We start from the raw sequence: 26,093 nt of genomic DNA on the forward strand, positions 1-26,093 counted from the left end.
TTTAAAGTTGAAAACATACACGGCAAAACCGCAGGTAAGTTTTCATCTGTAAATATCACAGCAGTTTATCACAACAAGTTCACAGAGAAATTTTATTTCTATCCAATTTCAGGCAACAACCGGCAGGTCGAACACAAAAGTTGTCCCTTTCCCGTACTGGCTGAATACCTGAATGCTTGAATGGTGCAGCTCAATAATTTTTTGCACAATCGCCAATCCAAGCCCGGTGCTTTGCTTGTCTTCCCCGCCTTTGTAGTAGCGTTGGAAAACGTTCGGCAAATCCTCCTGCCGGATTCCTTGCCCGGAATCTGCAACGCGCACTTCCACTTTCCCGGGCAACTTACTGTCGATTTCAATGTTGATGGTGTCGCCTTCGTTGCAGAACTTCATCGCATTGTCAATCAGGTTTTGTAATACCCGGTCAATCATCGAAATATCAGCCTCCACCAAAGGGACATTTTTCGCAATGGTTGTGTTCACGCTGATGCCTTTCTTCTGCGAAATTATACGGTATTTATTGGCGATATCATAGACCAACTCGGCAATTGAGAATGGCTCGGTGTTTGGTTTCACCTGCTGGGTTTGCAGCTTCGACAGCTCAAACAAATCTTCCACCAGCTTCTTCAGCCGGCCGCAGCTTTTAAAAATGACTTCAAGGTATTTTCGCTGCTCCTCCTCTTTTATCTGACCCTGTTTCAGCAATAAGGTTTCGGCATAACCCTGAATAGAAGCAACGGGGGTCCTCAAATCATGCGACACATTGCTGATCAATTCCCGCCGGAGGTTATCCACTCCTTTCAACTCCTGAATATTTTGCTCAATCGTATCGGCCATTTCGTTAAAGACCAAGCCAATTCGATCAATTTCGGTATCGCTCCGCACCTGAATCCGAGCCTGAAGGTTGCCCTTTCGGAACTCATCAATCCCGTGAATAATCGGGTTCAGCCGGTTGGTGATAATCCAAATTGCCAGCAGGCCAACCAAGGCTGAAATGATTAAAATGAAAATAACCGAACGAATGGACAAACCGAGAATGTAACTTCCAAGCACCGCCTGCGCATTCGACACGTATTTCTGGCTCGCCAGGACAATGTATATATAACCGGTCAACTGGCCGTTTTCGATGACTTCGGTAGCCGAGAAAGTTTTGTATTCCCCGGGGTTCCGCGGATCATCGCCATAAATGATGCTATGCTCCGGGTCGTTGATAAACTTCCGGATTGGATCCAAATTAACCTGTTCCAATTGCACCACTTTGTCCGGCGCTACATATTTCAAAATCTTGCCGGAGGTATTTAAAATGTAGACCTCCACAATCGGGTTGATTACCATCATTGAGTGCATGATGTCAGCAATCGCCTCGTCGCTGATCTTTCCATCCTTGATATAAGGCTTGATCATATCGGCAGTATTTTGCGCCAACTCACGATTCAGGCGCTGATTGACCTCAACCGAATAATCGCGCGAGGCTTGCACCGAAACATACATGGCAATGGCCGTAAACAGAAACAACACCAACAGGAAAATAGCCGATACCTGCAGGTACAACCGATTGAATATTTTTGGTTTTAAACTGGTCATTTTATCCCCCTTTCTGTCAGGCTTCCCTGAATTTATATCCCACTCCCCAAGTCGTTAAAATGTATTCCGGCTGACTCATGTTTTGCTCAATTTTAGAACGCAACCGGTTAATGTGTGAGTTCACGGTATGCTCGAAACCCTCAAACTCGTAGCCCCAAATCTGGTTCAGCAACTGCATCCGCGAATAGGTTTTCCCGGGATGCGAGGCCAGGTAAACCAGAAGGTCAAATTCTTTTGGAGAAAGCTCGATGCGCTCACCACTAAGCTCAACCACGCGCATCCCAACATTAATGTACAAATCCTCAAAACGCAGCTCAACATTCTCTGCATCGGCAGATTCCGGAACACGCTCTGTCCTGCGAAGCACAGCTTTAATGCGCGCCAGCAATTCACGAATGCCGAAAGGCTTTGAGATATAATCGTCGGCGCCGATTTCAAGCCCCAGCACCTTATCGATCTCTTCCGACTTCGAAGTGATCATCAGCACCGGCGTATTATTCTTCTCCATTCGCAGCCGCTTGCAAACCTCAAAACCATCCAATTGAGGCAAGCGAATATCCAGCAAAATGAACCGATATTTGTTGTTCATCGCTTTCATCAAGCCATCCTTTCCGTCGAAAGCTTTGTCAACCTCCAAATCCATATCTGCCAGATGAATAGCTATCAATTCGGAGATATCCTTATCATCTTCAATGATTAGAGCCTTTTCCATGTGCTTTTTTAAGTTGAAACGTTGGAAAGGTAGAATGAGTTTATCACAGAATTATCACAAAGACTTAAAATAAAAGAATTTCCGGATTTTTAGGACCTGACTTCTTACCCGCCCCCTCACTCCGAGTAGCTCTGAGCCGACCTTTTTTAAAACAGTTCATTAATAAAATTAAGTTGCTATATTCAAGACCGAAAGCGAAAACCTAAAAAATGACAACTCTACTAAACCGACCGACAAAAAAATCTATCCGCATTGTATATTCAGCCTTAATCATGGGGCTCGTCTTTTTTTCGTGCATGAGTTTTTACCTGGTTCACACAACCGGGCCGCTCGGCGATTTCGATGAAGAAGCGATGGAATACCTCCTGCTTGTCGCCAATATGTTACCATTGATCGCAATTCCAACAGGGATTTTCATCGCGAGGAAACGCCTGAGCGAGATTGAGTCGACAGCAACAGCCGAACGCCTGACTCAATTTCAATCAGCAATGATTATCCGCGCTGCCACGATTGAAGCAAGCGGTTATTTTTTCCTGGTTTGCTTTGCACTAACCGGCATCCATCTCCTGCTAGTTGAAGCGCTGGTGATGATCACCCTTCAGGTTTACTTTTTCCCGAACAACATGCGGCTTTCGCGTGAGCTGAAACTGGATTTACGGGAACTGGAAAAAAAGCAGGATTAGTTGATCTCAAAATCCTGAACCGCGACTTTCACCTCACCGTTTTCATTTAAGTATTGAACAACCACCACAAATTTGCCGGTGCTATCTCCTGTTGAAAAGCTGAAAGATACAGCGTGTCCGCTCGTAACTTTCAGATCAGGATTCCAATACAAACAGTTACGCAAATCAGGAACATGTTTCATTTGGTGATCCGGCAGCGGTGGCACAGAATCTTCACTCAGCATATTGTAGGTAATAAAACGTCCCGCTGACGGCAAATCAATTCCGGCCAAGTCTCCTTTCCGTGAAAAAAGGCTGACAATTCCTCCAAAAATAATTCCACCGCGCACATAAGGCGTTGTAACAACCTCAATCCGCTCAAGCTTCTCGGGTTGAAGCGCCAGCACCCGTTCCATATCAAAAATGGGAACCATATCGATTAAAACTAGTGGATCATATATTTCCAATTCTGAATGGTCGCCCAAAACATTAATCTCAGCAATATCGTTGTGCTCGCGGACGCGAACCTGCGGCACCAGTTCATAAAAGTAATCCTGCATGGTTGGCAAATCGATAAACTTATCAAACTTCAGCACAAAGTCGGGCTTTCCGTAGAAAGCAGAATCCGAAGAAAACGAACGAATTTCCTCCGTTACTTTTTGTTGCTGATACAACTGTTCCATTTGGCTATTGAAAGCCAGTTGCTGGTAGACTTTCAACTTCTCAGGAGAGAGATCGACTGGAATAAAAGGCAAGCTCACTGGAGCAGTTGAGAAATCATTATCTACCAAAATCACCGGATGTTTTCCGTCACTCGCATCTGCAGAGATAAAGATTTCATATGCACCTTTCAATTTCGACAAATCGAAAAAGAATTGACCTTTTGCATCCGATAGAACGTTGAAATTTTCAGGGTTTTCCTTAAAAACAGTTAGCGCTACATGACTATATGGTAATGGAAGAGAATCCTGCTGACTGACAACAGTGCCGGAAACCGAAAGTCCCCGTGTCTCCGGAATATAATCCGACGAAAACTGAACGCCGCCGTCTTTTATTTTGGCTTTATTCCCTAAAATAAACGCCCCTTCGGGAATGACTGATACCGTGTAGTTCCCACTCATTCCCGCCGAACTCTTCAGGTCAATGCTTACGTCTACCGCCTCTCGTTTTTTATAAGCAGGTTTACCAATCTTGATCGAAACCGATCCCGCATCTGCTGTATCCGTATTCTCGTGTCCAGCCTCGCTGGAACCATTCTTTGCTTCTACCAACTCCAGCAATTCTGCCTTGGTTGAATTGATAACCGTAACCGGCTTGTAAAAATAATTGTAAGCTGAAAAATCGCGCATCCAACGGGTATAGGCCCGGACATAATAATTCCCGGTGAGTGTCCATTTCGGGACAAGCAAACTTCCGGAAGCGCCATCTGTATCGTAAGCAAATTTCTTTCGGGAAATAGACTCCCCATCCGGAGCAACCAGCTCGACGTAAAGCACATTACTCCATTCTGCGTTTTTCAACGCTGTTGAAGAGCAATTGACCGCCGAAAACTGAATAGTTTCACCTACAGCGTAAATATCCCGATCGGTAACTAGACTCGTTTTTTCAACCAGCTGACCAGCCTGAGAATCGGTTAATACAACCTGAGCTCCCCCATATTGGATCATTCCAATCAGGAGCATCAGCGTGAAAATTATCTTATGCTTTTTCATTTAGTTCCTTTTATTCGTCCCAATAACTTGGTTTTTCGGTTGTCCCTCCAGTCGTCTGGCAAAAAATACACTCTTCGCCAACAATTCCGGTATAGCTCTCACCTGTCGTTTCATCGATACCGACGGCGTAATAGATTGGTCGGTCAATTATTGGAGGATCCGGAATAACCGGCTTGCAATGAAACACTTCACTAAACGTAAATGAAGGATCCGGGTAAACCATCACCCGTTTAGTTCTTACTGCAGAAACCCCAAAATACCCCAGCGTATACTCAGTCGTGTCATTTATATTGTAAACATTCCCTTTAACTGAAGCTGGTTGACGACCAAACAAATCAACAGACTCCTGGTTATTTTCCTTTAAGTTCTTCCAGAAAGAATAAGCTGATTCCGTCATCGAGTACTGTTTCAGCAGTAAACTGTACTTATACAGTAGTCGTTGTGTATGATCGTTCACAAAATGAAGCTCAAAACCGGAATAACTATTTTGGGAAAAGCCATCCGTTGACAACACGTAAATCGAGGCTAAAGAATCGGTTACATAGCAAACCTGGTTCGAATAATCCGGTGTGACCAGGTCCGTATAAACATTGTCCACACTCACCCATTTATCAAGCGGAAAATCCGCATGGTATTCATAGGTTTCAATCAAACCGAAACGATAAAACCTCCCGTAAGTATCGTCTGCTTTAAGATCGACATAGAATTGAAGTCCATCTTCGTCAACATCCGGATCAGTCGTCTCTTTTGACGTTACTTCGGTATAAATGGAATCAACGTCCGGACAAGGCATCAACTCCTCATACTTGCTCCTGTATTCGTCTCCGTCTGGTGTTTTCACATACAAACGGTACGACATTCCTATGACAATATTAGAATCGGGAATTCGCCCATTGTAATATCCGGCGTTTCCTTCGCTAAATGTGAATTTATTTCCGTCTTCATCTTCAACATAGACTTCACAGCCGGAAACAGGCACAAACTCAGGCTCCGCCACCGACGATGACATGGACACAACAATCTGCTGATCTTCATCTTCGGTTGTAATAGTCCCTTCGATGACAATCTTCGACGTAAAGTTGGTTTCAGTGTCCGGGAAATACCTTTCGACACAGGAATTCAAAATAAAACCGAGCACAAAAAGTAGATAGTATGTTTTATTGATTTGCATAATTTCCAAGTTTCCAGTTCCACGAAATTGTTACAATTGGCTGGCCAATAACCGAATATTTATAGCCATGTAAATAACCATCCTCCGACAGGAAGAAGATTGAGTTTGCATTGCTGCGTCCAGTCAGGTTATAGACACTCAACATCCAATAGCTATGCAATGGTTTCTTCCGTTTCAGGTTTCCTTCCATTTTTAAGGACATATCAATCCTGAAGTAGTCCGGAATCCGGTAGGCATTCCGATCAGAATAATCAATGAACGGGTGATTATCGATGTAATAAACACCTTCCGGCATCGTTACCGGACGACCGGTATTATACACCAGATTGGATGAGAGCGAAAATCGACGGTTTAGTTTATAATTCAGGACGAGGTTCACCACATGCGGCTTATCAAAATTGGAAGGGTATTTCATTCCCTGGTTGATATCATCCCATGCATTTTCGCCGTCAACCGTAATAAACGAGCGCGAGTAGGTGTAGCTGGCCCAACCGTTTAAACGTCCCGTTTCTTTCGAAAGCATGAACTCCGCACCATACGCCTCCTGATCTCCCTGTAAAATTAAAGTCTCCGAATAGGGTGTCGATAAAAAGTCGACCCCGTCTTTATATTCTACTATATTTTTCCCCTGCTTGTAGTAAACTTCAGCCGTCGCATTCAGTCCCACACTTGGAAGATTACGATAAAAACCGAATGAGTATTGAAGCGACTGCGGCGGTTTTATGTGACTATCAACAAGTTTCCATTGATCATTTGGTGCAATCGAAATCGTATTGCTCAACATGAATAGGTACTGGGTCATTTGTGTGACTGACAATTTTATCGAGTTATTTTCATCGATTTTAACATCCAACCCTGCTCTTAATTCCGGATGATGATAACTCACAATCTTATCTCCACTGCCATAGGTCGTTTCACCTGATACATCATCCTCGTTCATCTCTGTTCCCTCGTAATACGATCGAACCGTGGCTGGTCCAAAAGCTGAAAACATGCTATAGCGCAAGCCAGCGTAAAAATTCACATGTTGCCCAATGGCAATATTATCGTCCACATAGAAGGCTGACTCAACACCTTTCTCCTGTCCCAAATCCAGCGAGGTTTTTAGCGACTCCGATCCGTATGGTTCAATTGCTCCTCGATCCAGTTGGTATAAAATGACATTTGTTCCAGCTTTAATTGTATGGTGCTCATTCAGCATCCAATTCATTGAGGCCCTGAATTCATAGTGATCCAGATCGTAACCATGTGTGTATGCCTCGCTCGCATTTTGCTTGGAAGTTGTCTCGAAATTATAGTTTGCACCAATTACTGATACCCCGGCTTTTATCCTTGGCGAAAAGCGGTGCGAGAAATTCACCGATGCGCCTTTATTTCCATAGTTGTAATCGGTATATCCGTTCATATCAAAATCGTCGCCACTGGTATAAGCAAAAACGCCCAGTCGACTTTTCTCACTCAGATCGATATCCAAAGCCGTTGCAAAGTCCTGAAACGAAGCGGTGCTATTTCTCAAATCGGGATCCTTCAATCGTTTCAAAATCCAGTCGGAATAGGTAGAACGTGCACTAAGCATCAACGAAGCTTTGTCCTTCACGATGGGCATTTCAACCTCCGCATTGGCTGAAATCGGGCTTACACCTCCTTGTGTAAAAAACTTATTTTTATGACCTTTCCGTGTTTCGACATTGAAAACGGAAGATAAACGCCCGCCGTACTCTGCGGGAACCTGTCCCTTGAAAATTGAGAAGTTATCAATGATATCTGAATTGATGGCTGAGAAAAACCCAAACAAGTGCGAACTGTTGTACACCGGAATTTCATTCACATAGAACAAGTTTTGATCGGCATTTCCACCGCGAACATTAACGCCCGCTGATCCTTCACCAACGCTCACAATCCCCGGCAATAACTGGGCTACTTTCAACACATCTTTCTCCCCCATCAGGGTCGGCAATTCTTTGATTGTTTTAATCGACACGCTTTCCATCCCAAGGCGAGCACCCCTCTTTTGGTTCTCTTCGCCCTGCACAACAATCTCTCCCAGTGCTTGTACTTTCTTTTTCAGACTCAAGGTGAAATAACCATCTGAGCGAACGTCCAGATTCCCTTTCTCTCCCTCCATACCTACACACTGAAACTCGGCGGCATAAATACCAGGCTTCAGTGCCAGGTTGAATACACCTGAAACATCCGTAGCGGCACCACGCTTTAAAACGGGAATATAAATCGTCGCACCAATCAACGGCTCGCCCGATTCATCATCGGTTAACTTTCCTGTGACAACTGCTGCACGACCTCGGCGGGCTTTGTCCCGGCTACCAATAACGATGGTTTGAATCATATCCGGTTGCCTTCCCTGTAGATATTTGTCTTCGATTGCTGTCTTTTCGGCATCCGCCGGCACTACAGACTCAACACCCCGCGAGGGATAGTAAAAAGTCGGTAACTCCTTGGCAAATTTCTTATCCGGCAAAATGTAAATAGTTCCCGGCGCCTGATAATCAAAATCCATCAGCGTGGGTAGCAACACCAGTTTCATCAGTTCCGGTATTGCCAGATTTTCAGCATTCACACTCACCTTCACGTTCTCTACCCACTCACTTTTATAATAAAAATGAACCGGATATTCGGCTTCGATCTGTGACACGAATTCCTCAAAATCAACATTCTTAAATGTCTTCGTAACTCTTAGTTCAGCTTTCTCCTGCGCATATCCAACAAAAGAAAGTAGCAAAAGAACAAGTGTTATTTTTAGTCGTGAAGTGTTCATTTTACTCCATAATATCCTCACCATACTCAATTAATGTCTGAAGTTGATTGGTACTCATTTTATTAAATCGTATATGATTGGATACCATATATTTTTTCAATTTCGTTTTTTCTTCCTTCGGGAAAATCTTCAAAAAATTTGACTTTGAACTGAACCGATAGAGTTGGCCTTCTCGAAGCAAAAAGTAATTCTTTTTCTCAGCGGTATATTCATACCCAATATTGGTGCCGGAACGGTTATACTGCAACATTTTAGACCAGCTGATATAACAACCGATCTCTCCTTCGTGAATAACTTGTAAGTAAGGCTGCGCGGGTTCTGAAAACTTATTCCGGATGAAAACGGCTTCCTTAATTTTTATCGTATCTACGGCTTCATTGTTTATAACTAAGTCTTGCTCTCGCGAATTTTCGTCCAGATAAATCAAAACGAACTGCTGGGTATGCAAATCGTATTTAACTTTTTGCGCAGGAAAGAACTTTCCGGCAACTGTTAAGTCAGCCCGCAACGGAGTTGCTGTTTCCCAATAGGGATGCCCTTTTGCCGGGTTGTTATTCGGGAAATACTTTCTGCCATTATTCAGGAGCACGTCGAGACCGTACTTTTCATCATATTTCTGCCGAAGAGAATCGACAAGCTGAGACTGAGCACCAACGGAGCTGGACAGGCTTACAAAAAGGACAATAATAAGATAGACCTTCCTCATAGGAATGTAAGAATTAGTTTTTTTTCAAGCCGATTATGTGAAGAAAACAGCATCAAATTACTTTCTCCCCCAAGAAAACAAGATGAAAAGCTATTGACTACCCCTTTAAAATATCAATTCGAAATTAAAGAAACTAAATTATAAACTAATTGGTAATACAGATTCTATTTTCCTAAAATAATTTCAATTTATCTTAATATTAACAAATGCATCATAAAAAAAGCCCTTCCATTGCTGGAAAGGCTTTCGACTTATTTAGTAATCAATATTTACAAGTATAAAAAACGCTTAATCTTCATGGTTGGCGTCTTCTCGAAAGGAACAGGCTGCAGTACAACCATTTGAATCCGCGAGAATTTATTCACTTCTTCGTTCACCTTCTTTTGGATTTCAACCAAAATGTCGTCCACTTTCGCATTGAACTTCTGGACTGCCTCTTCTTTCGCATGCTTGAAACGAGTTTCAATTTCCTCCATATTCAAATGCACCATCGCAACCAGACGTCCTTTTTGCTGCACAACCAGCGATTCGAGCACATACTCCATGCGGTTGATCACCGACTCAATTTCTTCCGGATAAATATTCTCACCGCTGGCACCCAAAATCATATTTTTGATTCGGCCTTTGATGAAAAGCGAACCTCTATCAAATTTACCGAGATCTCCCGTTTTGAACCAGCCATCTTCGGTAAACACGTCGGCTGTTAAACCCGGTTCTTTGTAATAGCCTTTCATCACATTTCCGCCACGAGCCTGAACTTCGCCCTCTCCGGTTGCAGGATCAGCATTGGCAATACGCAGTTCAACCCCCTGCAACGGAACACCCGTTGAAAGGTAACGTACATTTTTGCCAACGGCTCCCGCCAACAAGGGTGAAGTTTCGGTCAATCCGTAGCCAATCGCCAAGGGGAACTTCGCATCCATCAGGAAACGTTCCACCTCATTGTCCAGTTTGGCACCACCAATACCGAAGAATCTCAACTCTCCACCAAAAGTTTGATATAGCTTTTTTCCGGCAATGCGGCTCAGTATTTTTTGGAACGGGCGAATTTTGAACAACTCTCGCGTAATTGCTTTGCTATTTATTTGCGGCAGAATTTTTCCCTTGTACACTTTCTCGATAATCAGCGGTACCACCAGCATAATTGTAGGTTTCACCTGCTGAAGTGCCGGCAACAAAACCGGCGCTGTTGGTGCTTTCCGCAAATAGTGAATGGAACAGCCATTCATGATCGGAAAAATCAAGCCCAACGTATTTTCGAAAGTATGCGAAAGCGGCAACACCGACAAAAAACGATCAGTCTCATCAACATACTGAAACGTTATACTTTGCTGAGCAGTCCACACGATATTTTTGTGTGTCAGCATCACGCCTTTTGACTTACCGGTTGTGCCCGAAGTATAAATAATTGAAAGTAAATCTTCCTCTTCGACTGAGGCATATTCAAACGGATGGCTACCAGATAACTCAACAGCAACAACTTCGCCGTCTTTTGAGTATTCGTTGAAATCCTCAATACCGACAACCCGCACCCCGGATAGTTCCTCGCGGTCAATCTTCGATGCCAGCGTTTCGGAAACGAAGACCATCTCCACTTCGGCATGCTTTAAAATATTGGTAATCTCAACAACTGAGAAATCAGGCAGAATCGGCACGGCAACGCCGCCAACCGATGCGATAGCGAAAAAAGCAACACCCCAATTCGGCATATTGGCGCTCAGGATAGCCACTTTAGATCCTTTTCCGACACCCATACTCTTCAGTCGGGCACCGAGCAGTTCAACTTCAACTCTTAAATCTTCGTATGTTTTTCCCGGTTCCCCGACAAACGAAAGAGCATTGTTTGAACTATATTTCTTAAAACTCGCCTGAAGCATTTCAGGCAAAGTCAAATTCATCATCTTCGTCATAATATCACTTCCAACCTACTCTGACTCATATGAAAAACACATAAATCGACTGCAAATGTAACCATTTCTAACAAAACCGGTTTTCTTCCGACATGTTTTAAAAAATTTTTGCAGCCGTATCGTCAAAGCATGATTTAAGAAGCAAATACCTTGCCGCAAACAAAAGACGAACAACAAAATCACTCTATAAATCGCCATAACAACAACTTACACAAACTAAAAGCCTACCAAGACAGCAACTTCTATGCTTAAAAATTGTTTGAGACAATTGTCTGCAAAACAAAAATCATGTGCTAATATTTATGTACTTTTAACGGTATGGACAAGGTAGTTTACGTACAGGAAACAGCAATTTATGTGAGGCTTCAGTTTGAACAGGACGCCAGCGGACACGATTGGTGGCACATTCACCGGGTATGGCAATTGGCAATCAAGATTGCAAAACACGAACATGCTGATTTGTTTTTGGTTGAAATGGCCGCGCTTTTGCACGACCTGGACGACTGGAAATTATCGGAACACCAGCATAACGGTAGCCGCAGCGAAAAATGGATGACGAAACTCGGCATCCCTCCGGATTATATTAACAAAATTGAGCACATCATTTCCGAGGTTTCTTTTAAAGGAGCAGGGGTGGACACAACACCAACAAGTCTCGAAGCTCAGGTTGTACAGGATGCAGATCGTTTGGATGCGATGGGCGCGATCGGCATTGCACGCACATTTGCCTATGGTGGTAACCGGAACCGGCAAATTTACGATCCGGAAATAAAACCGGAAATGCACATCGATTTTGAATCGTACAAAAAAACAAATGCCCCAACCATAAACCACTTTTATGAAAAACTGTTATTGTTAAAAGACCGAATGAATACTGCTTACGGGAAAAAACTGGCCGATGAAAGACACCGATTCATGAAACTTTACCTGGATCAGTTTTTCAAGGAATGGAACCTCAATTAACACACTCGTTAAAAACAAAGTCGAATATGAAAATTGCCCACATCGCGATTTGGACTCGTGACCTCGAAGGGATGAGGAACTTTTACATGCACTACTTTGACGCCAGCTCAAAAGATCCCTATTACAATCATACCCGAGACTTTAAATCGTACATGCTCAGTTTCAGTGATGACTGCAAACTGGAGTTGATGCAAATGCCGGGAATACCGGCAAACAAAAACGACATTAGGAAACAGGCAACCGGGCTGATTCATTTTGCAATTTCACTGGGTTCAAAGACCCAAGTAGATGAGCTGACCAGCCAGTTGAAGATCGACGGTTTCAAAGTTATCAGCGAACCCCGAACAACCGGCGATGGCTACTACGAATCGGTTGTATTGGATCCGGAAGGCAACCGGATCGAGTTGACTGTCTGATTCATTCAACCTAATCGATTTAACAAGAAGCCACCTTTCAATTCAGCTTTTGGGAAACAACAGGAAACAAGCGGGAAATTTCAGGAAATAGCCCCGCGAATAGCATGGTAATTTAGATTTCAGTTTGAAACCTAAAATCAACATGCTATGAAAACAAAATCATTTCTCTACGTCCTGTTGATGGCCGTCTTTCTCTTTGCTTGCGAGCAAGACAGTCCATTTGAACCACCCGTATCCTCAGAAAATCAAACCAAGAGCGCGATTTTCATTCCCGACGGATTGACCGAAGGCATCGTAATTTCAGCAGAACTTTACAGCCCTTCGCTGGAAAACAACCTGATCGGCAACTCACCCTCGCGCGAAGTGAGCATCTACCTGCCGGCCGCTTATTTTAGATGTCCCGAAAAACGGTTCCCCGTCATCTACTTTCTACATGGTATGCCTGCCTGGAACAATATGCTGATCGAGCCCGCGCCTTTTGCAATCTTTCAGCAAATTTCAGGATTGGCTCCCGTGGACTTTCCGGCCGAAGGTTTTACCCAATGGCTAAACAAGCTTATTGATGAGGGCAAAATGAAGGATGTGATTGTGGTGATGCCGAATGCCCAATCTGCCTTTGGCCCCACCCTCTACCTCGACTCGCCAACAACCGGAAACTTTGACAGCTACATTGCCAACGACCTTGTTGCCTTTATTGACACGAACTTGCGCACTATTCCACATTTCAACTGGCGCGCCATCAGCGGCCACTGCGCCGGGGCTTACGGCGCCATGAACATCGCCATGCGCCACCCCAAAGTGTTTCGCTATGTTGCTGGCTTGTCACCTGCCCATTTCACAGACCAGCACATTCTGACAATTGCCGGCATGTCCATGGCCGAAGAGGAGATCTGGCAGCAAATGGGCTACCCGCCGGGACCCACACCTTACGACCCGATGAGTCCGTACAAGTTTGTGACCAACACCGTGTACCTGATCTCGCAGAGCTGGCTTCCCAATCCGGACAATCCGCCGTACTACTGCGACTTGCCCTACACCATTTCGGATGGACAGATTGCCTTGCTTCCTGAACTAATGGCCCGAATTGACCAGCAGAACCTTCTCGCCGAAACCAAAGAGTTCGAAAAAAGCCTGCGCCAACTGAAAACGGTCTACTTCGACTGCGGATCGAATGATGAGTTATACATGTTCCCCTTCAACCAAATGCTCGACCAGCAACTGACCGACATGCACATCAAGCATCAGTTTGAAGCGTTTGAAGGAACCCATTTAAGCAATCTGTACGAACGCCTGGCTAAAGCCTGGACAAAATTATCGCAAGATTTCCCCGATTACGGGGATTGACAAACCCGGGAGGTGGACTGGCTTCATGTCCACCTCTTTTTTAAGCACCTCAAAACAGATGATTTTCGTATAAGCAAAAAGGCAGGTAAAAAAGACCAGTTTTCTCGGAGATGAAATTTGAGCAATTACATCGGCAGTTTAGTAAATTTTCGGTGCCAAACTTTGGCTCTAAAAGAAGAAGTCATGTTGAAGCTGCCCTTTTCCGCTATTTCATTGCAGAATCATTGGTAGCCATCGGATTGGTCATTTCCCTGTTGACCATAGCCTTGATTGTGCGAGCCCCCATCATGGTCGAGTACGGGATCAGTCTTCTTGCCAGTATCGGAACACTTTCCGTTGTCGCTTTCATCCTGTTTAAAAAGATAGAACACTGCATACTCTTTCAGCAACTCCTCACGATAACGATCGTCGCTTTTTATACCGCCAGAATGGGCGGGCTGCTTACAAGTGGCGGCATCATCATCCTTGGAGCTGCACCCGTTTTGAAAACACTCGTTTTTAAACAACTCCGCAAAATGGTCACTGTGTACATCTACTTCCTTTGCTGTCTCACTCTTTTAGCCTTACTTGATCCCTACTTGAATGGAAAAAACCTTCTGGAACCAAGTCATAACAAATTCTTCTTTGCCCTAAACTTTGCTGTCATCATCAGCTATATTTTTCTTTTCGCAGCTTACACGCAACGCATGTTCTCAAAGCTCGAGCACAAAGAAGTTTTGAGGCAGAAAGAGATTAGCGATGCTAAAACCCGACTTTACACCAACATCACACACGAATTCAGGACACCTCTGACCGTTATTCTCGGCTTGGCCGATTCGATACAAAACAATGGACAAGCTGAGCTCCGGGAAAAAGCAAAAACCATCAGCCGAAACGGAGAACGATTGCTCGAGCTTGTTGACCAGTTGCTGAATTTGAGCAAACTTGAAAGTGGCAACTTAGAAGTGAAAAACATTTATGGCGACATCATTCCATTTCTTCGTTACATCTTTCAGCTTCAGAAATACCACGCTGAAGAGAAAAATCTGCAATTCGAGTTCCAATCGGCCAGTCAGTCGTACGAAATGGATTTCGACCCGGAAAAAGTCACCACCATTGTTTCAAACCTATTGGGCAACGCCATCAAGTTCACTCCTGAAAACGGAAAAATTTGTCTCAAGGTCAGCCGTACCGGTAACGATCTCTACATTAATGTCATCGATAACGGCATTGGCATTTCGCCCGGCTTGCAGGAGAAAATATTTGAACGCTTCTACCAGGTCGACGATCGGGATACCCGCCAGACTGGTGGCGCAGGCATCGGACTTTCGCTGACCAAAGAGTTGGTTTTACTTTTGAACGGAAGTATCAGTGTAACCAGTAACCCGGGTGCTCAAACGGTATTTACAGTGCAACTGCCGATGACCTCGGCCGAGAACAAGTCGCCGGAAATTCTTGCTTTCCTGCAACAAGAACAGCAGTCTTTAGCTGAAGACGCAGAAATTGAGAATCTCGCGGAAAACACCGGCAGTAGGAAAAGCAAAGACCTCCTGTTGCTTATCGAGGATAATCAAGATGTGGTTAGTTACATCGTTTCCTGCTACCGCGATCAATTTAAGATTGAAGTGGCACACAATGGGCAAGCCGGATTGCAGCAAGCTCTTGAATCCACTCCCGACATTATTGTCAGCGACATCATGATGCCCGGGATGGATGGTTTTGAACTGTGTCACAAATTAAAGAATGATTACCGAACCAGCCACATCCCGATCATCCTTTTAACAGCCAAAGCCGACTTACCTTCGCGGATACGAGGATTGGAAGAAGGCGCCGATGCGTTCGTTGTAAAGCCCTTCAACCAGCACGAGCTGTTTGTGCGTATTACCAAATTACTTGAGCTTCGGCGGAGACTGCGCGAACGTTATGCGGGCGGAGCACTCCCCTCCGAAAAACATGCCTGCACTTCGATCCAGCGGGAAGATCAATTTATGAGAAAGCTAACCGAATGTATCCGAAAAAATTTACCGGATGAGAATTTCGATGTTCCTGCTTTGTGCTCCGAAATGGCCATGAGCAAATCACAGTTGTATCGAAAGTTTAAAGCACTCACCAACATGTCGGCAGCCAAATACATCCGCAAACTGCGTATGCAGCGTGCACGGCATCTTTTGTTGACGAGCTCGCTGAACATCACCGAAATTAGCTGGGAAGTGGGCATTAAAACACTATCTACATTCAGCGAAATTTTCAAAGACGAATTTGGACAGAGCCCCTCGGAATACCAGGATCATTTCAATGGCAACCTCCGCAAGAACTAAGACCTCCGGTTCCATTCCTAAATCCGGACCCATGAAAAAGCCTTACTTCCGGCGCTTTTCAGAACAACCAAGCACAAAGATTCAACGTAAATGATGATGTCAGTGTCATCCAATCCATCCCTCCACCCATAGCAAAGCGTTCGCAGAAGCTCCGCCGAACAACAAGCCTTACCTGACGACGGCTCTGATTCCAACCATCGTTCCAATGATCGAGTTCAAACCTAAATTCGTGATATTATGGCTAAAATTAAATTGACACCGGAAGAAGAAGAAACCCTCGAGATCATCAAAGAAGAAGAGCAAATCGAGAAGAACAAAATCTACAAAATACTGGTCGGAGAAGCTTATTCGGACGACTCGAATGTCATTGGGTTCTTCAAGGACAATTGGTACAGCGAGCTGGAGAAATACTATCAGCTTAAATCGGAGGGAGACATCAATTACCGTAAAAAGTTTGAGAAGCTGATTGACAAAATGGATAAGTTAATTCAAAAGCACAAGGTAAAAGACGCCTACTAAATCCCGTTCCGGGAAAAATGTTCCTATTTGAAAATCGTTGACGCCCCCCAATTGAAAGGCTTTTATAAAATAACATGAGTTCAATCCGCACACCGCCGGGGTTTAAAGCAAAGCTAAACTATTTACTTTTCGAGCGATTTGATGCCTCGGAAAGAGAAATGCGCAAATTCCATTTTGGGACACAAATGGGATTTCTGGGAGGCATGTGTTTTTGTGTACTTGAATCCGTTATCGGCAATATTCCTGTCCTTCGACATTTTGGATTAACCGGAATTATTTATGCCTTTATCCTGCTACTCATCTTCTTTTTCATCAAAAAAGTTCAATACCTCATTTTGACAAAAGAACTTGGATTACTCGCCATTGTGTTTTATTTCACCTATCACACCGGCGGCCTTTTAACCTGCGGCGGAATCATTCTCGTCGGTATTGTTCCGGTTTTGGTATCACTTAGTTTTAAAAACTACCGACAAATCATTCCGGTTTTCTCTACCTACTTCCTCTCTGTCATCTATTTGGCTTTTGCCGATAAAAGCCTCCCTGGAAAAGACTTAATTCCATCGGATTGGAACCTGATTTTGTTTGCCGCAACCTTGTTGGCATGTACCTTTGTTTTCTTCATTTTTGCCTTGCTCGCCCAACGAATTTACACCAACCTGGAACACCGGGAGGCCGAAAGGCAAAAGGAAATCAGCGATGCAAAAACCCGATTGTACACCAACATTACACATGAATTTCGGACACCACTAACTGTGATCCTGGGATTGGCGGATTCCGCCAAAAGCAACGGCCAGCAAAACATCCCCGCGAAAATGGACACCATCATCAAAAACGGGAAAAACCTGCTTCAACTGGTTGACCAGATGCTGGATTTAAGCAAGCTGGAATCGGGCCGGATGTCGGTGAATAAGATCAGCGCCAATATCATTCCATTTCTAAAATATGTTTTTCAGTTGCAGGAATTCTACGCCGAAGCAAAAAATATCTCCATGCGGTTCTCTTCCGAAAGCCAGTCGTACGAGATTGAGTTTGATCCCGAAAAACTGGCCTCAATTGTTTCCAATCTCCTGAGCAACGCTATCAAATTCACACCTGACGATGGCCAGATCAACATGAAGGTTTACCGAAGCGACGAACATATGTGTATCGAGATTGTCGACAACGGCATTGGCATTCCGCCCGAAAAACAACAAACCATATTCGATCGGTTTTACCAGGTCGATGACGAAAGCACACGCAAACAGGGCGGTGCCGGAATAGGGCTTGCCATAACTCGGGAATTGGTCGAGCTACTGGAGGGCACCATCGAATTACGAAGTCACACGGATATTGGCACGGCCTTTACGGTGAAACTCCCTTATACTCCGGCTCCAGAGATAGCCGTCGCGCAAATCAACACAGATTGCGAAATTGATGTTGATGCCGATATTGACACAGATCGTCTGCTACAGAATGCTTCACCCGACCATCAACGGCTTTTAATTATTGAAGACAATCCCGATGTGGTTGGCTACCTGAGAGCCTGCTATCAAAATCATTTTTCAATTCTTGCCGCAAAAGAAGGAAAAGAAGGTTTCCAACGCGCAGTGGAAGAAATTCCGGATATCATTATTAGCGATGTGATGATGCCCGAAATGGATGGCTTTGAGCTCTGTCGAAAACTGAAGGACGACTACCGGACCAGCCACATCCCCATCATCTTGTTAACGGCAAAAGCCGATATTCCGTCCCGGATTGAAGGTTTAGAGACCGGAGCCGACGCCTACATCGTTAAACCCTTCAACCAACGCGAGCTGCTGGTACGCATGCAAAAATTATTGGAACTAAGAAGAAAGCTTTTCCGAAGATACAGCACCGATAAAACACGGGAACTTTCGACCGATCCAATCCTTCAGAAGGAAGATCAGTTCATTCAAAAAATAGACGAAACGATCCGCAACAATTTGGGCGATGAATTCTTCAACATCCAGGTGCTTTGCAGCGAAATGGCCATGAGTAAATCACAACTCTACCGGAAATTCAAGGCGTTGACCAATCAATCCGCTGCGAAGCACATTCGCACAATGCGCATGGAAAAAGCAAAAGATTTACTACAATCCACCTCTATGAATATCACCGAAGTTGGCTACGAAGTCGGCATGAAAAGTGTGTCTGCTTTCAGCCAGGTTTTCAAAGAAGAATACGGGCAAAGTCCGAGTGATTTTGTACACCGCATGCCGGACAATCACTAAAAATTGGGAGTAATTTTCAGACTGGGACGCATCCTAAAAACTCCGGGAAAATCCATAAACCCGATTCGTGGCGTTAGGGGTAAATTAGCTTGTAATAACCCAAAAAACCAAAAGCCATGAAAAGAGTACTTATTTTATTAATCGGATTCCTGATGATCAATATAGCTTGTCAGGATGAGTTTGTTGAACCGGACAACGATGCGACCACAGTCACCAAAAGCGCCAAATACGAAAAAGTAAAAACCTTCCAGGTCAAGGGTCATGTCGATGCTATTCCCAATGCTGACCTTCCTTTAGTTTCGTGCACTCCGCCTGAGTATGAGGTTGCGTTACCCGGCAGTGGATGGGTAAGCGGACATAAAAGCATCTTTGGCGATTTCGTTCAGGAGAAAAGCTTTTTCAACAGGGATCTTTGCGAATTCAGCCTTACTGCGGAAGGACCGGTCATTTACAGCCATGCGAATGTTGAAATCACGAGAGCCAATGGCGATAAAATTTTTGTCGACAGCCATTCCTGGGTCAACGCCGCTACCGGTGTGATTAGCGGCTACAATGTGATAAAAAACGGGACAGGCCGATTTGAGGGAGCGTACGGGGAATCAGATATCGTGAATGGAACGGTAGATCCCGATACCGGAATAGCCAGTTGGGACGAAGACGGATACCTCACGTTAGTATTGAAATAAAAAGTGTGAAGAACAAACATTTAGCACCGAGTTCAGTTTCGGATTCGGTGCTAAAAACTAAAAGGGGTGCGGGAAATCCTATAAAACAGGATCGGTTATTTTTGTTCCCAGGGTCGTTCTTCGGCAGCATAAGCAAGCTGCTCGTACCAAGCTTTGCCATATTTACGGATCAATGGCACTTTCAGGAATTGATACAAAGGCAACTTTTGCCCGCGACCACATTCACGGCCGGGTTTGCAAATATCCAATTCCTGGTAGTTTACGGCATCAAAGCGCTTGTATTCGGTAATCCGAATTGGGAAAAGTGCGCAGGAAACAGGTTTGCGAAATTCAACTTTCCCATCCAGATAGGCTTTTTCGATACCGCACTTCGTAATGCCTTTTTCGTCGACAAACACAAAAGCGCAGGCTTCGTTACTCATGAGTGGTGTCACCAGGTCTCCGTCGCTATCGATCACAGAAGTGCCTTTTTTTGCAACAACCTCTTTGCCTTCTTCGGTAATGTAAGGCTCGAAAACAGGATAGATTTGTTCAATAATCACTGCTTCTTCCTTGGTGAGCGGTGCTCCGGAATCTCCTTCAACACAGCATGCGCCTTTACACTTTAGCAAATCACACAAGAAGTGTTCTTCAACGACATCAAAACTAACGATGGTTTTTCCTATTTCGAGCATGGTCCGTATATATTCAATTTTTTCCTCTTTTCACACGTTGTCATTAGTGGTCATTAAATTGTCAATTGTTGTCATTGATTGTTGAAGCTCACGCCAAACCTAATGACGATGAATGACTAATGACAATAGTGAAAGACTATAAATGACGATCTATTTTTGCATTAAAAAAGCCCCTCCACGAGAGGAGAGGCTCATGTTTTATTTGATTTGCGACTAGCGTTCAATCAAAACTTTACCAGTCATTTCTTTCGGGATTTCGATGCCCATTTCTGACAATAAAGTTGGAGCTACGTCAGCCAAAATACCATCGTGAATCTTCAGGTTTTTGTCGTCGCTAACATAGATACAAGGAACCGGGTTCAGCGAGTGAGCTGTGTTTGGCGATCCGTCCGGGTTAACAGCGTTGTCCGCGTTACCGTGGTCGGCAATAATCAGCACGTTGTAGTTGTTTGCACGAGCAGCTTCTACTACTTCTTTCGCGCAAGCATCAACCGCTTCAACCGCTTTAAGCACTGCTTCGTAAACGCCGGTGTGACCAACCATATCACCGTTTGCAAAGTTCAAACAGATAAAATCGGCTTCACCTTTTTGCAACTCAGGAACGATGGCGTCTTTAATCATTGGAGCCGACATTTCAGGTTGGAAATCGTAAGTCGGAACTTTTGGAGAAGGACACAACAAACGTTTTTCGCCCGGGAACTCTTCCTCGCGACCTCCGCTAAAGAAGAATGTTACGTGCGCATATTTCTCCGTTTCGGCAATACGAATTTGTTTCAATCCTGCTTTCGACACAACTTCACCCATAGTATTTGTTGGGTTTTCTTTGTCGAAAATAACGTTCACGTTTTTGAAGTCTGCTTTGTAGTTGGTCATGGTGTACCATTCCAAATTCATGGTGTGCATGTCGAACTCGTGCAAATCTTCTTGTGTAAAGGCAATTGTTGTTTGGCGTAAGCGGTCGGTGCGGAAGTTGTAGCAAATAACCACGTCACCTTCTTCGATGACAGCTACCGGGCTTCCGTCTTCTTTAACCATGCAGATTGGCTTGATGAACTCATCGGTAACACCAGCTTCATAAGAAGCTTTTACCGAAGCCAATAAGTCGGTCGATTTTTCACCTTCACCTTTGGTATAAAGATCGTAAGCCAGGCGCATGCGATCCCAGTTTTTGTCGCGGTCCATTCCGTAGTAACGACCGATGATTGAAGCAAACTTACCGTTTGTACCTTTCAATCCCTCCAGGTCAGATTCCAGGAATCCGTAACCTGAACGAGGGTCCGTATCACGACCGTCAGTCAAACCGTGGATGAAAACATCACTCAAACCAAGATCAGTACCCATTTGGCAAAGTGCGATCATGTGCATGCTCAGCGCATGAACCCCGCCAGGCCCAATCAAACCAATCAGGTGAACTTTTTTATTGTTGTCTTTAGCGTAATTAAAGGCTTTCAGCAGCTGTGGATTTTCCCACATTGATTTATCACGGATGGCTTTGGTAATCTTCACCATGTCCTGGTAAAGAACACGACCAGCACCAATGTTAAGGTGACCAACTTCAGAGTTACCCATCTGTCCGTCTGGCAAACCAACATTTTCTCCGGAAGTAAGCAATTGTGAGTTCGGATATTCTTTCATTAACGAATCAATGAAAGGAGTTGAAGCCGTTGCAACAACGTCGCGTTCGGAACCATCACCAATACCCCATCCGTCGAGAATCATTAAAAGTGTTTTCTGTGCCATAATAATTTATAATCGATTTAAACTGTTTATCATTTCGGCTCACAAAATTATTCTTTTTTAGGCAGCTTTGGAAATGCCTTTTACCCGTCTTGCTCAAATTAACAATTAAATAATTGGTTCATTGAGCTTCAACCGCTTTCGAATCAGTCCGACTTCACCGTACGACCTGACAATTGGGATTTTTCGGTCTTTTTTTCAGAAAAAAACCAAAAATAAACAGCCTCCTCTCTGATATGTTCAACCGGCATAATTAAAATCCCTACATCTTGGGATTGATGGACCTGCTTCCTGAAAATACTTTTACAACAAAAACCAAATCACTTATTTGAGTATGAAAAATCTATTATGCATCGGGATGATGGCATTGGCCCTGTTCACCACAGGCGGTGCCTTTGCGGGGGCGGATGAAGCAGAAAAGCAGCCGGCCTTAAGCTTCTATGGAGGCTACAAAGGAGACTTTGTTTCGAATTTAAATGGAGGTATCAAAACGGGATCTACCTATTTAGGACTTGCCGATTTGTTCCTCGAACTGAATACGGAGAACGCCGGCCTGTGGAAAGGCGGCACGTTTATGCTGCACGGAGCAAACACACATGGAGGAGAGCCTTCGGCTGATTTGATCGGCGATTTCCAGGTTGTTTCCAATATTGAAGCCGGAAATCACACCTTCTTATATGAACTTTGGTATTGTCAGACGTTCGGAAACTTCCACACAACAATTGGTCTTCAGGACCTGAATGCTGAATTTGCCAATAGCGAGTTTGGCGGCCTTTTCATCAACAGCTCTTTCGGAATTCACTCTATCATTGCCGACAACATTGCAGCACCTATTTTCCCGTTGACTTCACCGGGTATCACCATTTGTTGGGAGGCAACCAGCCGACTGAACCTGAAAACAGCGATTTACAAGGGCTGTCCGATTGATTTTGATGACAATCCATACAACTTGAAATGGGACTTAAATTACTCCGACGCACTTTTATGGGTTGCCGAGGCAAACTTTCATTGCAGTGCCGACGAAGATTGTGCCCAACTGATTAAAGTGGGAACCTTCTACCACCAGCACTGTGAAGACGAAACCGTTTCGGATGATTTGGAATCGGACTACGGTTTCTATGTAGTCGGCGACCACCGCGTTAGCCCGGCAAAGGAATATGGCAAAGGACTCAGCGTTTTCTACCAATTGGGAGTTAGCCCCAGGAATGACAACGTTGGCTACATCGGTACCGGTATTCACTACACCGGACTGTTCTCGCAAAAAGGCAAAGACACGTTTGGCCTGGCGATGGCCAAAGGCGTGATGAATAAGGATGCCGGCAAAGACGAAACGACATTTGAATTGACATATAAGTTGCAACTAAACGATTATATCTATTTCCAACCAGACATTCAATATGTAATCAATCCGCGAGGCACTGATGCCACTCTGGATAATGCCTTGGTTGGCCTGTTTCGATTAGGACTAGAATTTTAAAAACCTCAGACGCTATGTTTTTACAAAACTCAGATAACAACACAAAAAGGCTGGCTGGTTTAAAAACCGGCGAGGAAGCCGTCATCAAATATGTATTTGGTCAAGGTGCCTTCCGCAAGCGGATCTCAGAAATGGGATTTGTGAAAGGGCAAAAAGTGACCGTGATCAAAAACGCCCCGATGAAGGATCCGGTGGAATATGAGATCATGGGCTACAAAGTTTCGCTGCGCCGCAGCGAGGCTGAAATGATCGAAGTAGTTGCCGAGAATGAAGCCGCTCAAATCCTGTCGGGCAAATTCGAGGGGACTATCGACCAGCAGCGGCTGAAAGTATCGGGAGGCAAGAAAAGCAAAAATATCTCAGTTGCCCTGGTTGGTAACCCCAACTCGGGAAAAACAACCTTGTTCAACTATGCTTCCGGATCGAAAGAGCGGGTTGGTAACTACGCCGGTGTCACCATCGATGCTAAAGAAGGCCGCTTCCGCCAAAACGATTTTTCGTTCCGCATTTCCGACTTGCCGGGAACTTATTCCATTACCGAATACTCGCCCGAAGAACTATTCGTGCGTAACCACATTGCCGAGCGCAAACCGGATGTTGTGGTCAATGTGGTTGATGCCTCCAACCTGGAGCGCAACCTCTACCTGACCACGCAGCTGATCGACATGAACATCAAAGTGGTCATCGCCCTCAACATGTATGACGAACTGCAACAAAAAGATGTCAAGTTCGATTACAAACGCCTGGGTGAGATGATAGGAATTCCAATCGTTCCGACAGTTGCATCAAAAGGCAAAGGTTTGAAAGAGCTTTTCAATAAAATCATTGAAGTTCATGAAGAGCGCGACCCAATCGTTCGCCACATCCACATCAACTACGGTGCCGACATAGAGCAGGCTATTTCGACCATTCAAACCGAAATTAAAAAAGACGAGACGCGCAATAAAAATTACTCAACCCGCTACCTGTCTATTAAATTACTGGAAGACGACAAAAACACGCAGGAATTGCTGAAAAGCAATACCAATTACGAAGACGTGTTGAAGGTTGCAAATGACGAAATCGGTCGTTTGGAGCGCCTTCTGGGTGACAAATCGGAGACACTGATCGCCGACGCCAAGTACGGTTTTATTGCCGGTGCGCTGAAACAAACGTATAAACCGGGCGCTCAAACACGTCGCGAAAATAGTCGCGAAATCGACAAAATTCTGACACACAAATTCTGGGGATTCCCGATTTTTATTTTCTTCATCTGGGCCACCTTCCAGCTAACCTTCACCCTGGGTAGCTACCCGATGGACTGGATGGATGCCGGTATTGGCTGGCTTGGAGAAACTGTTGGCAACCTGATGCCCGACGGTGCGCTGAAGGACCTGATCGTCGACGGAATCATCGGCGGGGTTGGTGGTGTGATCATCTTCCTGCCCAACATCCTTATTTTGTTCTTCTGTATTTCGCTGATGGAAGACTCGGGCTATATGGCTCGTGCAGCATTCATCATGGATAAGCTGATGCACAAAATGGGACTTCACGGCAAATCGTTCATCCCGCTGATTATGGGATTCGGATGTAACGTACCTGCTGTAATGGCCACCCGCACGCTCGACAACAAAAACGACCGTTTGCTCACCATGCTCATCATTCCGTTCATGTCGTGCAGCGCGCGTCTGCCGGTTTACGTGTTGCTGATTTCAGCCTTCTTTGTTGCACACCAGGGAGCCATTTTATTCCTAATCTATTTTATCGGGATTGCCTTGGCCGTATTGGTAGGCTTGCTGTTTAAGAAGACGCTGTTCGCGAAGAAAGAAGTGCCTTTTGTGATGGAACTTCCACCCTACCGGATGCCGACCCTGAAAAATACGACCATCCACATGTGGCACAAAGGACAGCAGTACTTGCGCAAAATGGGTACGGTCATTTTGTTCGCCTCCATCATTATCTGGGCAATGGGCTACTACCCGCGCAATGTGGAATATACACAGGATTACGACCAGCAAATTGCGCAGGTTGAAAACAACACGACACTGAACGAAGACCTAAAAAGTGAACAAATCGGGCAGTTGGAGCTTTCTAAAGAAGAAGAAAGATTGGAAAAATCATACATCGGCCAAATGGGCCATTTCATTGAACCGGTTATTCAGCCTTTGGGCTTCGACTGGAAATTGGGAATGAGCATTATTACGGGGATGGCTGCCAAAGAAATTGTTGTAAGCTCGATGGGGGTACTTTACCATGCCGGCATGGAAGCGGACGAAACGTCGCAATCGCTCATGGAAAAACTCCAAAGCCAGACGTACACCAGCGGCCCTAAAATTGGGCAAAAAGTATTTTCCCCCCTGGTGGCCTTTGGACTGATGATTTTTGTACTGATCTACTTCCCCTGTGTTGCGGTAGTTGCTGCCATCAAGAAGGAAGCCAACTGGAAATGGGCGATCTTCACGACGGTTTACACCACGGCGATTGCCTGGATCGCAGCCTTCGGGATCTACCAGATTGGAAGTTTATTTATTGGATAACCGGAT

At 44.7% G+C, this 26,093-nt stretch carries 19 protein-coding genes; 10 read left to right on the forward strand and 9 right to left on the reverse strand.

Annotated features, from left to right (window positions below; translation table 11 throughout):
• Positions 1-108 precede the first annotated feature (108 nt).
• Together BC643_RS09465 and BC643_RS09470 are read right to left on the reverse strand one after the other, a co-directional pair.
• Positions 109-1,581, reverse strand: a complete 1,473-nt coding sequence (locus BC643_RS09465; protein ID WP_120272855.1) for a sensor histidine kinase — start codon at positions 1,579-1,581, stop codon at positions 109-111.
• A 16-nt stretch (positions 1,582-1,597) separates the two neighbouring features.
• Positions 1,598-2,293: a response regulator transcription factor gene (locus BC643_RS09470; RefSeq protein WP_120272856.1), complete on the reverse strand. Its 696-nt coding sequence runs from the start codon at positions 2,291-2,293 to the stop codon at positions 1,598-1,600.
• A gap of 209 nt (positions 2,294-2,502) precedes the next feature.
• Between BC643_RS09470 and BC643_RS09475 the strand changes: the two genes are divergently transcribed.
• Entirely contained in the window at positions 2,503-2,976 is a 474-nt protein-coding gene (locus BC643_RS09475; protein WP_147377188.1) for a hypothetical protein, read from the forward strand.
• Here BC643_RS09475 and BC643_RS09480 read toward each other — a convergent pair.
• The 5 genes from BC643_RS09480 to BC643_RS09500 form a co-directional block, all read right to left on the reverse strand.
• Positions 2,973-4,667, reverse strand: coding sequence for an MG2 domain-containing protein (locus tag BC643_RS09480; RefSeq protein ID WP_120272858.1), 1,695 nt, complete (start codon positions 4,665-4,667; stop codon positions 2,973-2,975). The two genes, BC643_RS09475 and BC643_RS09480, sit on opposite strands and share 4 nt — an antisense overlap.
• Positions 4,668-4,677: 10 nt before the next feature.
• Positions 4,678-5,838: a DUF4249 domain-containing protein gene (locus BC643_RS09485; protein WP_120272859.1), complete on the reverse strand. Its 1,161-nt coding sequence runs from the start codon at positions 5,836-5,838 to the stop codon at positions 4,678-4,680.
• Positions 5,825-8,635, reverse strand: a complete 2,811-nt coding sequence (locus BC643_RS09490) for a TonB-dependent receptor (protein WP_120272860.1) — start codon at positions 8,633-8,635, stop codon at positions 5,825-5,827. Before BC643_RS09490 ends, BC643_RS09485 begins: the two co-directional genes overlap by 14 nt.
• Positions 8,613-9,317 (reverse strand): hypothetical protein, encoded by a 705-nt coding sequence (locus BC643_RS09495; RefSeq protein ID WP_120272861.1) that lies wholly within the window; start codon positions 9,315-9,317, stop codon positions 8,613-8,615. The genes BC643_RS09490 and BC643_RS09495 overlap by 23 nt, the downstream gene beginning before the upstream one ends.
• A 269-nt stretch (positions 9,318-9,586) precedes the next feature.
• On the reverse strand, positions 9,587-11,227 hold the full coding sequence (locus BC643_RS09500) for an AMP-binding protein (RefSeq protein WP_120272862.1): 1,641 nt from the start codon (positions 11,225-11,227) through the stop codon (positions 9,587-9,589).
• A gap of 318 nt (positions 11,228-11,545) precedes the next feature.
• On the opposite strand from BC643_RS09500, the gene BC643_RS09505 reads away from it, so the two are divergent.
• The 7 genes from BC643_RS09505 (at position 11,546) to BC643_RS09535 (ending at position 19,683) form a co-directional block, all read left to right on the forward strand.
• Positions 11,546-12,190, forward strand: coding sequence for an HD domain-containing protein (locus tag BC643_RS09505; protein ID WP_120272863.1), 645 nt, complete (start codon positions 11,546-11,548; stop codon positions 12,188-12,190).
• Positions 12,191-12,216: 26 nt separating this feature from the next.
• Positions 12,217-12,606 (forward strand): VOC family protein, encoded by a 390-nt coding sequence (locus BC643_RS09510; protein ID WP_120274224.1) that lies wholly within the window; start codon positions 12,217-12,219, stop codon positions 12,604-12,606.
• A 147-nt stretch (positions 12,607-12,753) separates the two neighbouring features.
• On the forward strand, positions 12,754-13,950 hold the full coding sequence (locus tag BC643_RS09515) for an alpha/beta hydrolase-fold protein (RefSeq protein WP_120272864.1): 1,197 nt from the start codon (positions 12,754-12,756) through the stop codon (positions 13,948-13,950).
• A gap of 110 nt (positions 13,951-14,060) precedes the next feature.
• Positions 14,061-16,247, forward strand: coding sequence for an ATP-binding protein (locus tag BC643_RS09520; RefSeq protein ID WP_120272865.1), 2,187 nt, complete (start codon positions 14,061-14,063; stop codon positions 16,245-16,247).
• Positions 16,248-16,484: 237 nt separating this feature from the next.
• Positions 16,485-16,766 carry a hypothetical protein gene (locus tag BC643_RS09525; protein WP_120272866.1) on the forward strand — a complete coding sequence of 94 codons (282 nt, stop codon included), beginning with the start codon at positions 16,485-16,487 and terminating at the stop codon, positions 16,764-16,766.
• Between the two features lie 74 nt (positions 16,767-16,840).
• Positions 16,841-18,997 (forward strand): hybrid sensor histidine kinase/response regulator transcription factor, encoded by a 2,157-nt coding sequence (locus BC643_RS09530; RefSeq protein ID WP_120272867.1) that lies wholly within the window; start codon positions 16,841-16,843, stop codon positions 18,995-18,997.
• A 116-nt stretch (positions 18,998-19,113) separates the two neighbouring features.
• A complete protein-coding gene (locus tag BC643_RS09535) occupies positions 19,114-19,683 on the forward strand; it encodes a hypothetical protein (protein ID WP_147377189.1) in 570 nt (189 codons plus the stop codon).
• 95 nt (positions 19,684-19,778) lie between these two features.
• Here BC643_RS09535 and BC643_RS09540 read toward each other — a convergent pair whose 3' ends face one another.
• Together BC643_RS09540 and gpmI are read right to left on the reverse strand one after the other, a co-directional pair.
• Positions 19,779-20,357, reverse strand: a complete 579-nt coding sequence (locus BC643_RS09540) for a DUF3109 family protein (RefSeq protein ID WP_120272869.1) — start codon at positions 20,355-20,357, stop codon at positions 19,779-19,781.
• A 213-nt stretch (positions 20,358-20,570) separates the two neighbouring features.
• Entirely contained in the window at positions 20,571-22,097 is a 1,527-nt protein-coding gene (gene gpmI / locus BC643_RS09545) for a 2,3-bisphosphoglycerate-independent phosphoglycerate mutase (protein ID WP_120272870.1), read from the reverse strand.
• Positions 22,098-22,428: 331 nt separating this feature from the next.
• On the opposite strand from gpmI, the gene BC643_RS09550 reads away from it, so the two are divergent.
• Both BC643_RS09550 and feoB read left to right on the forward strand, forming a co-directional pair.
• Entirely contained in the window at positions 22,429-23,571 is a 1,143-nt protein-coding gene (locus tag BC643_RS09550; RefSeq protein ID WP_120272871.1) for a carbohydrate porin, read from the forward strand.
• 14 nt (positions 23,572-23,585) lie between these two features.
• Positions 23,586-26,087 (forward strand): ferrous iron transport protein B, encoded by a 2,502-nt coding sequence (feoB, locus tag BC643_RS09555; RefSeq protein WP_120272872.1) that lies wholly within the window; start codon positions 23,586-23,588, stop codon positions 26,085-26,087.
• The last annotated feature ends 6 nt before the right edge of the window (positions 26,088-26,093 follow it).

The sequence above is a fragment of the Mangrovibacterium diazotrophicum genome, assembly GCF_003610535.1.
GTDB lineage: Bacteria > Bacteroidota > Bacteroidia > Bacteroidales > Prolixibacteraceae > Mangrovibacterium > Mangrovibacterium diazotrophicum.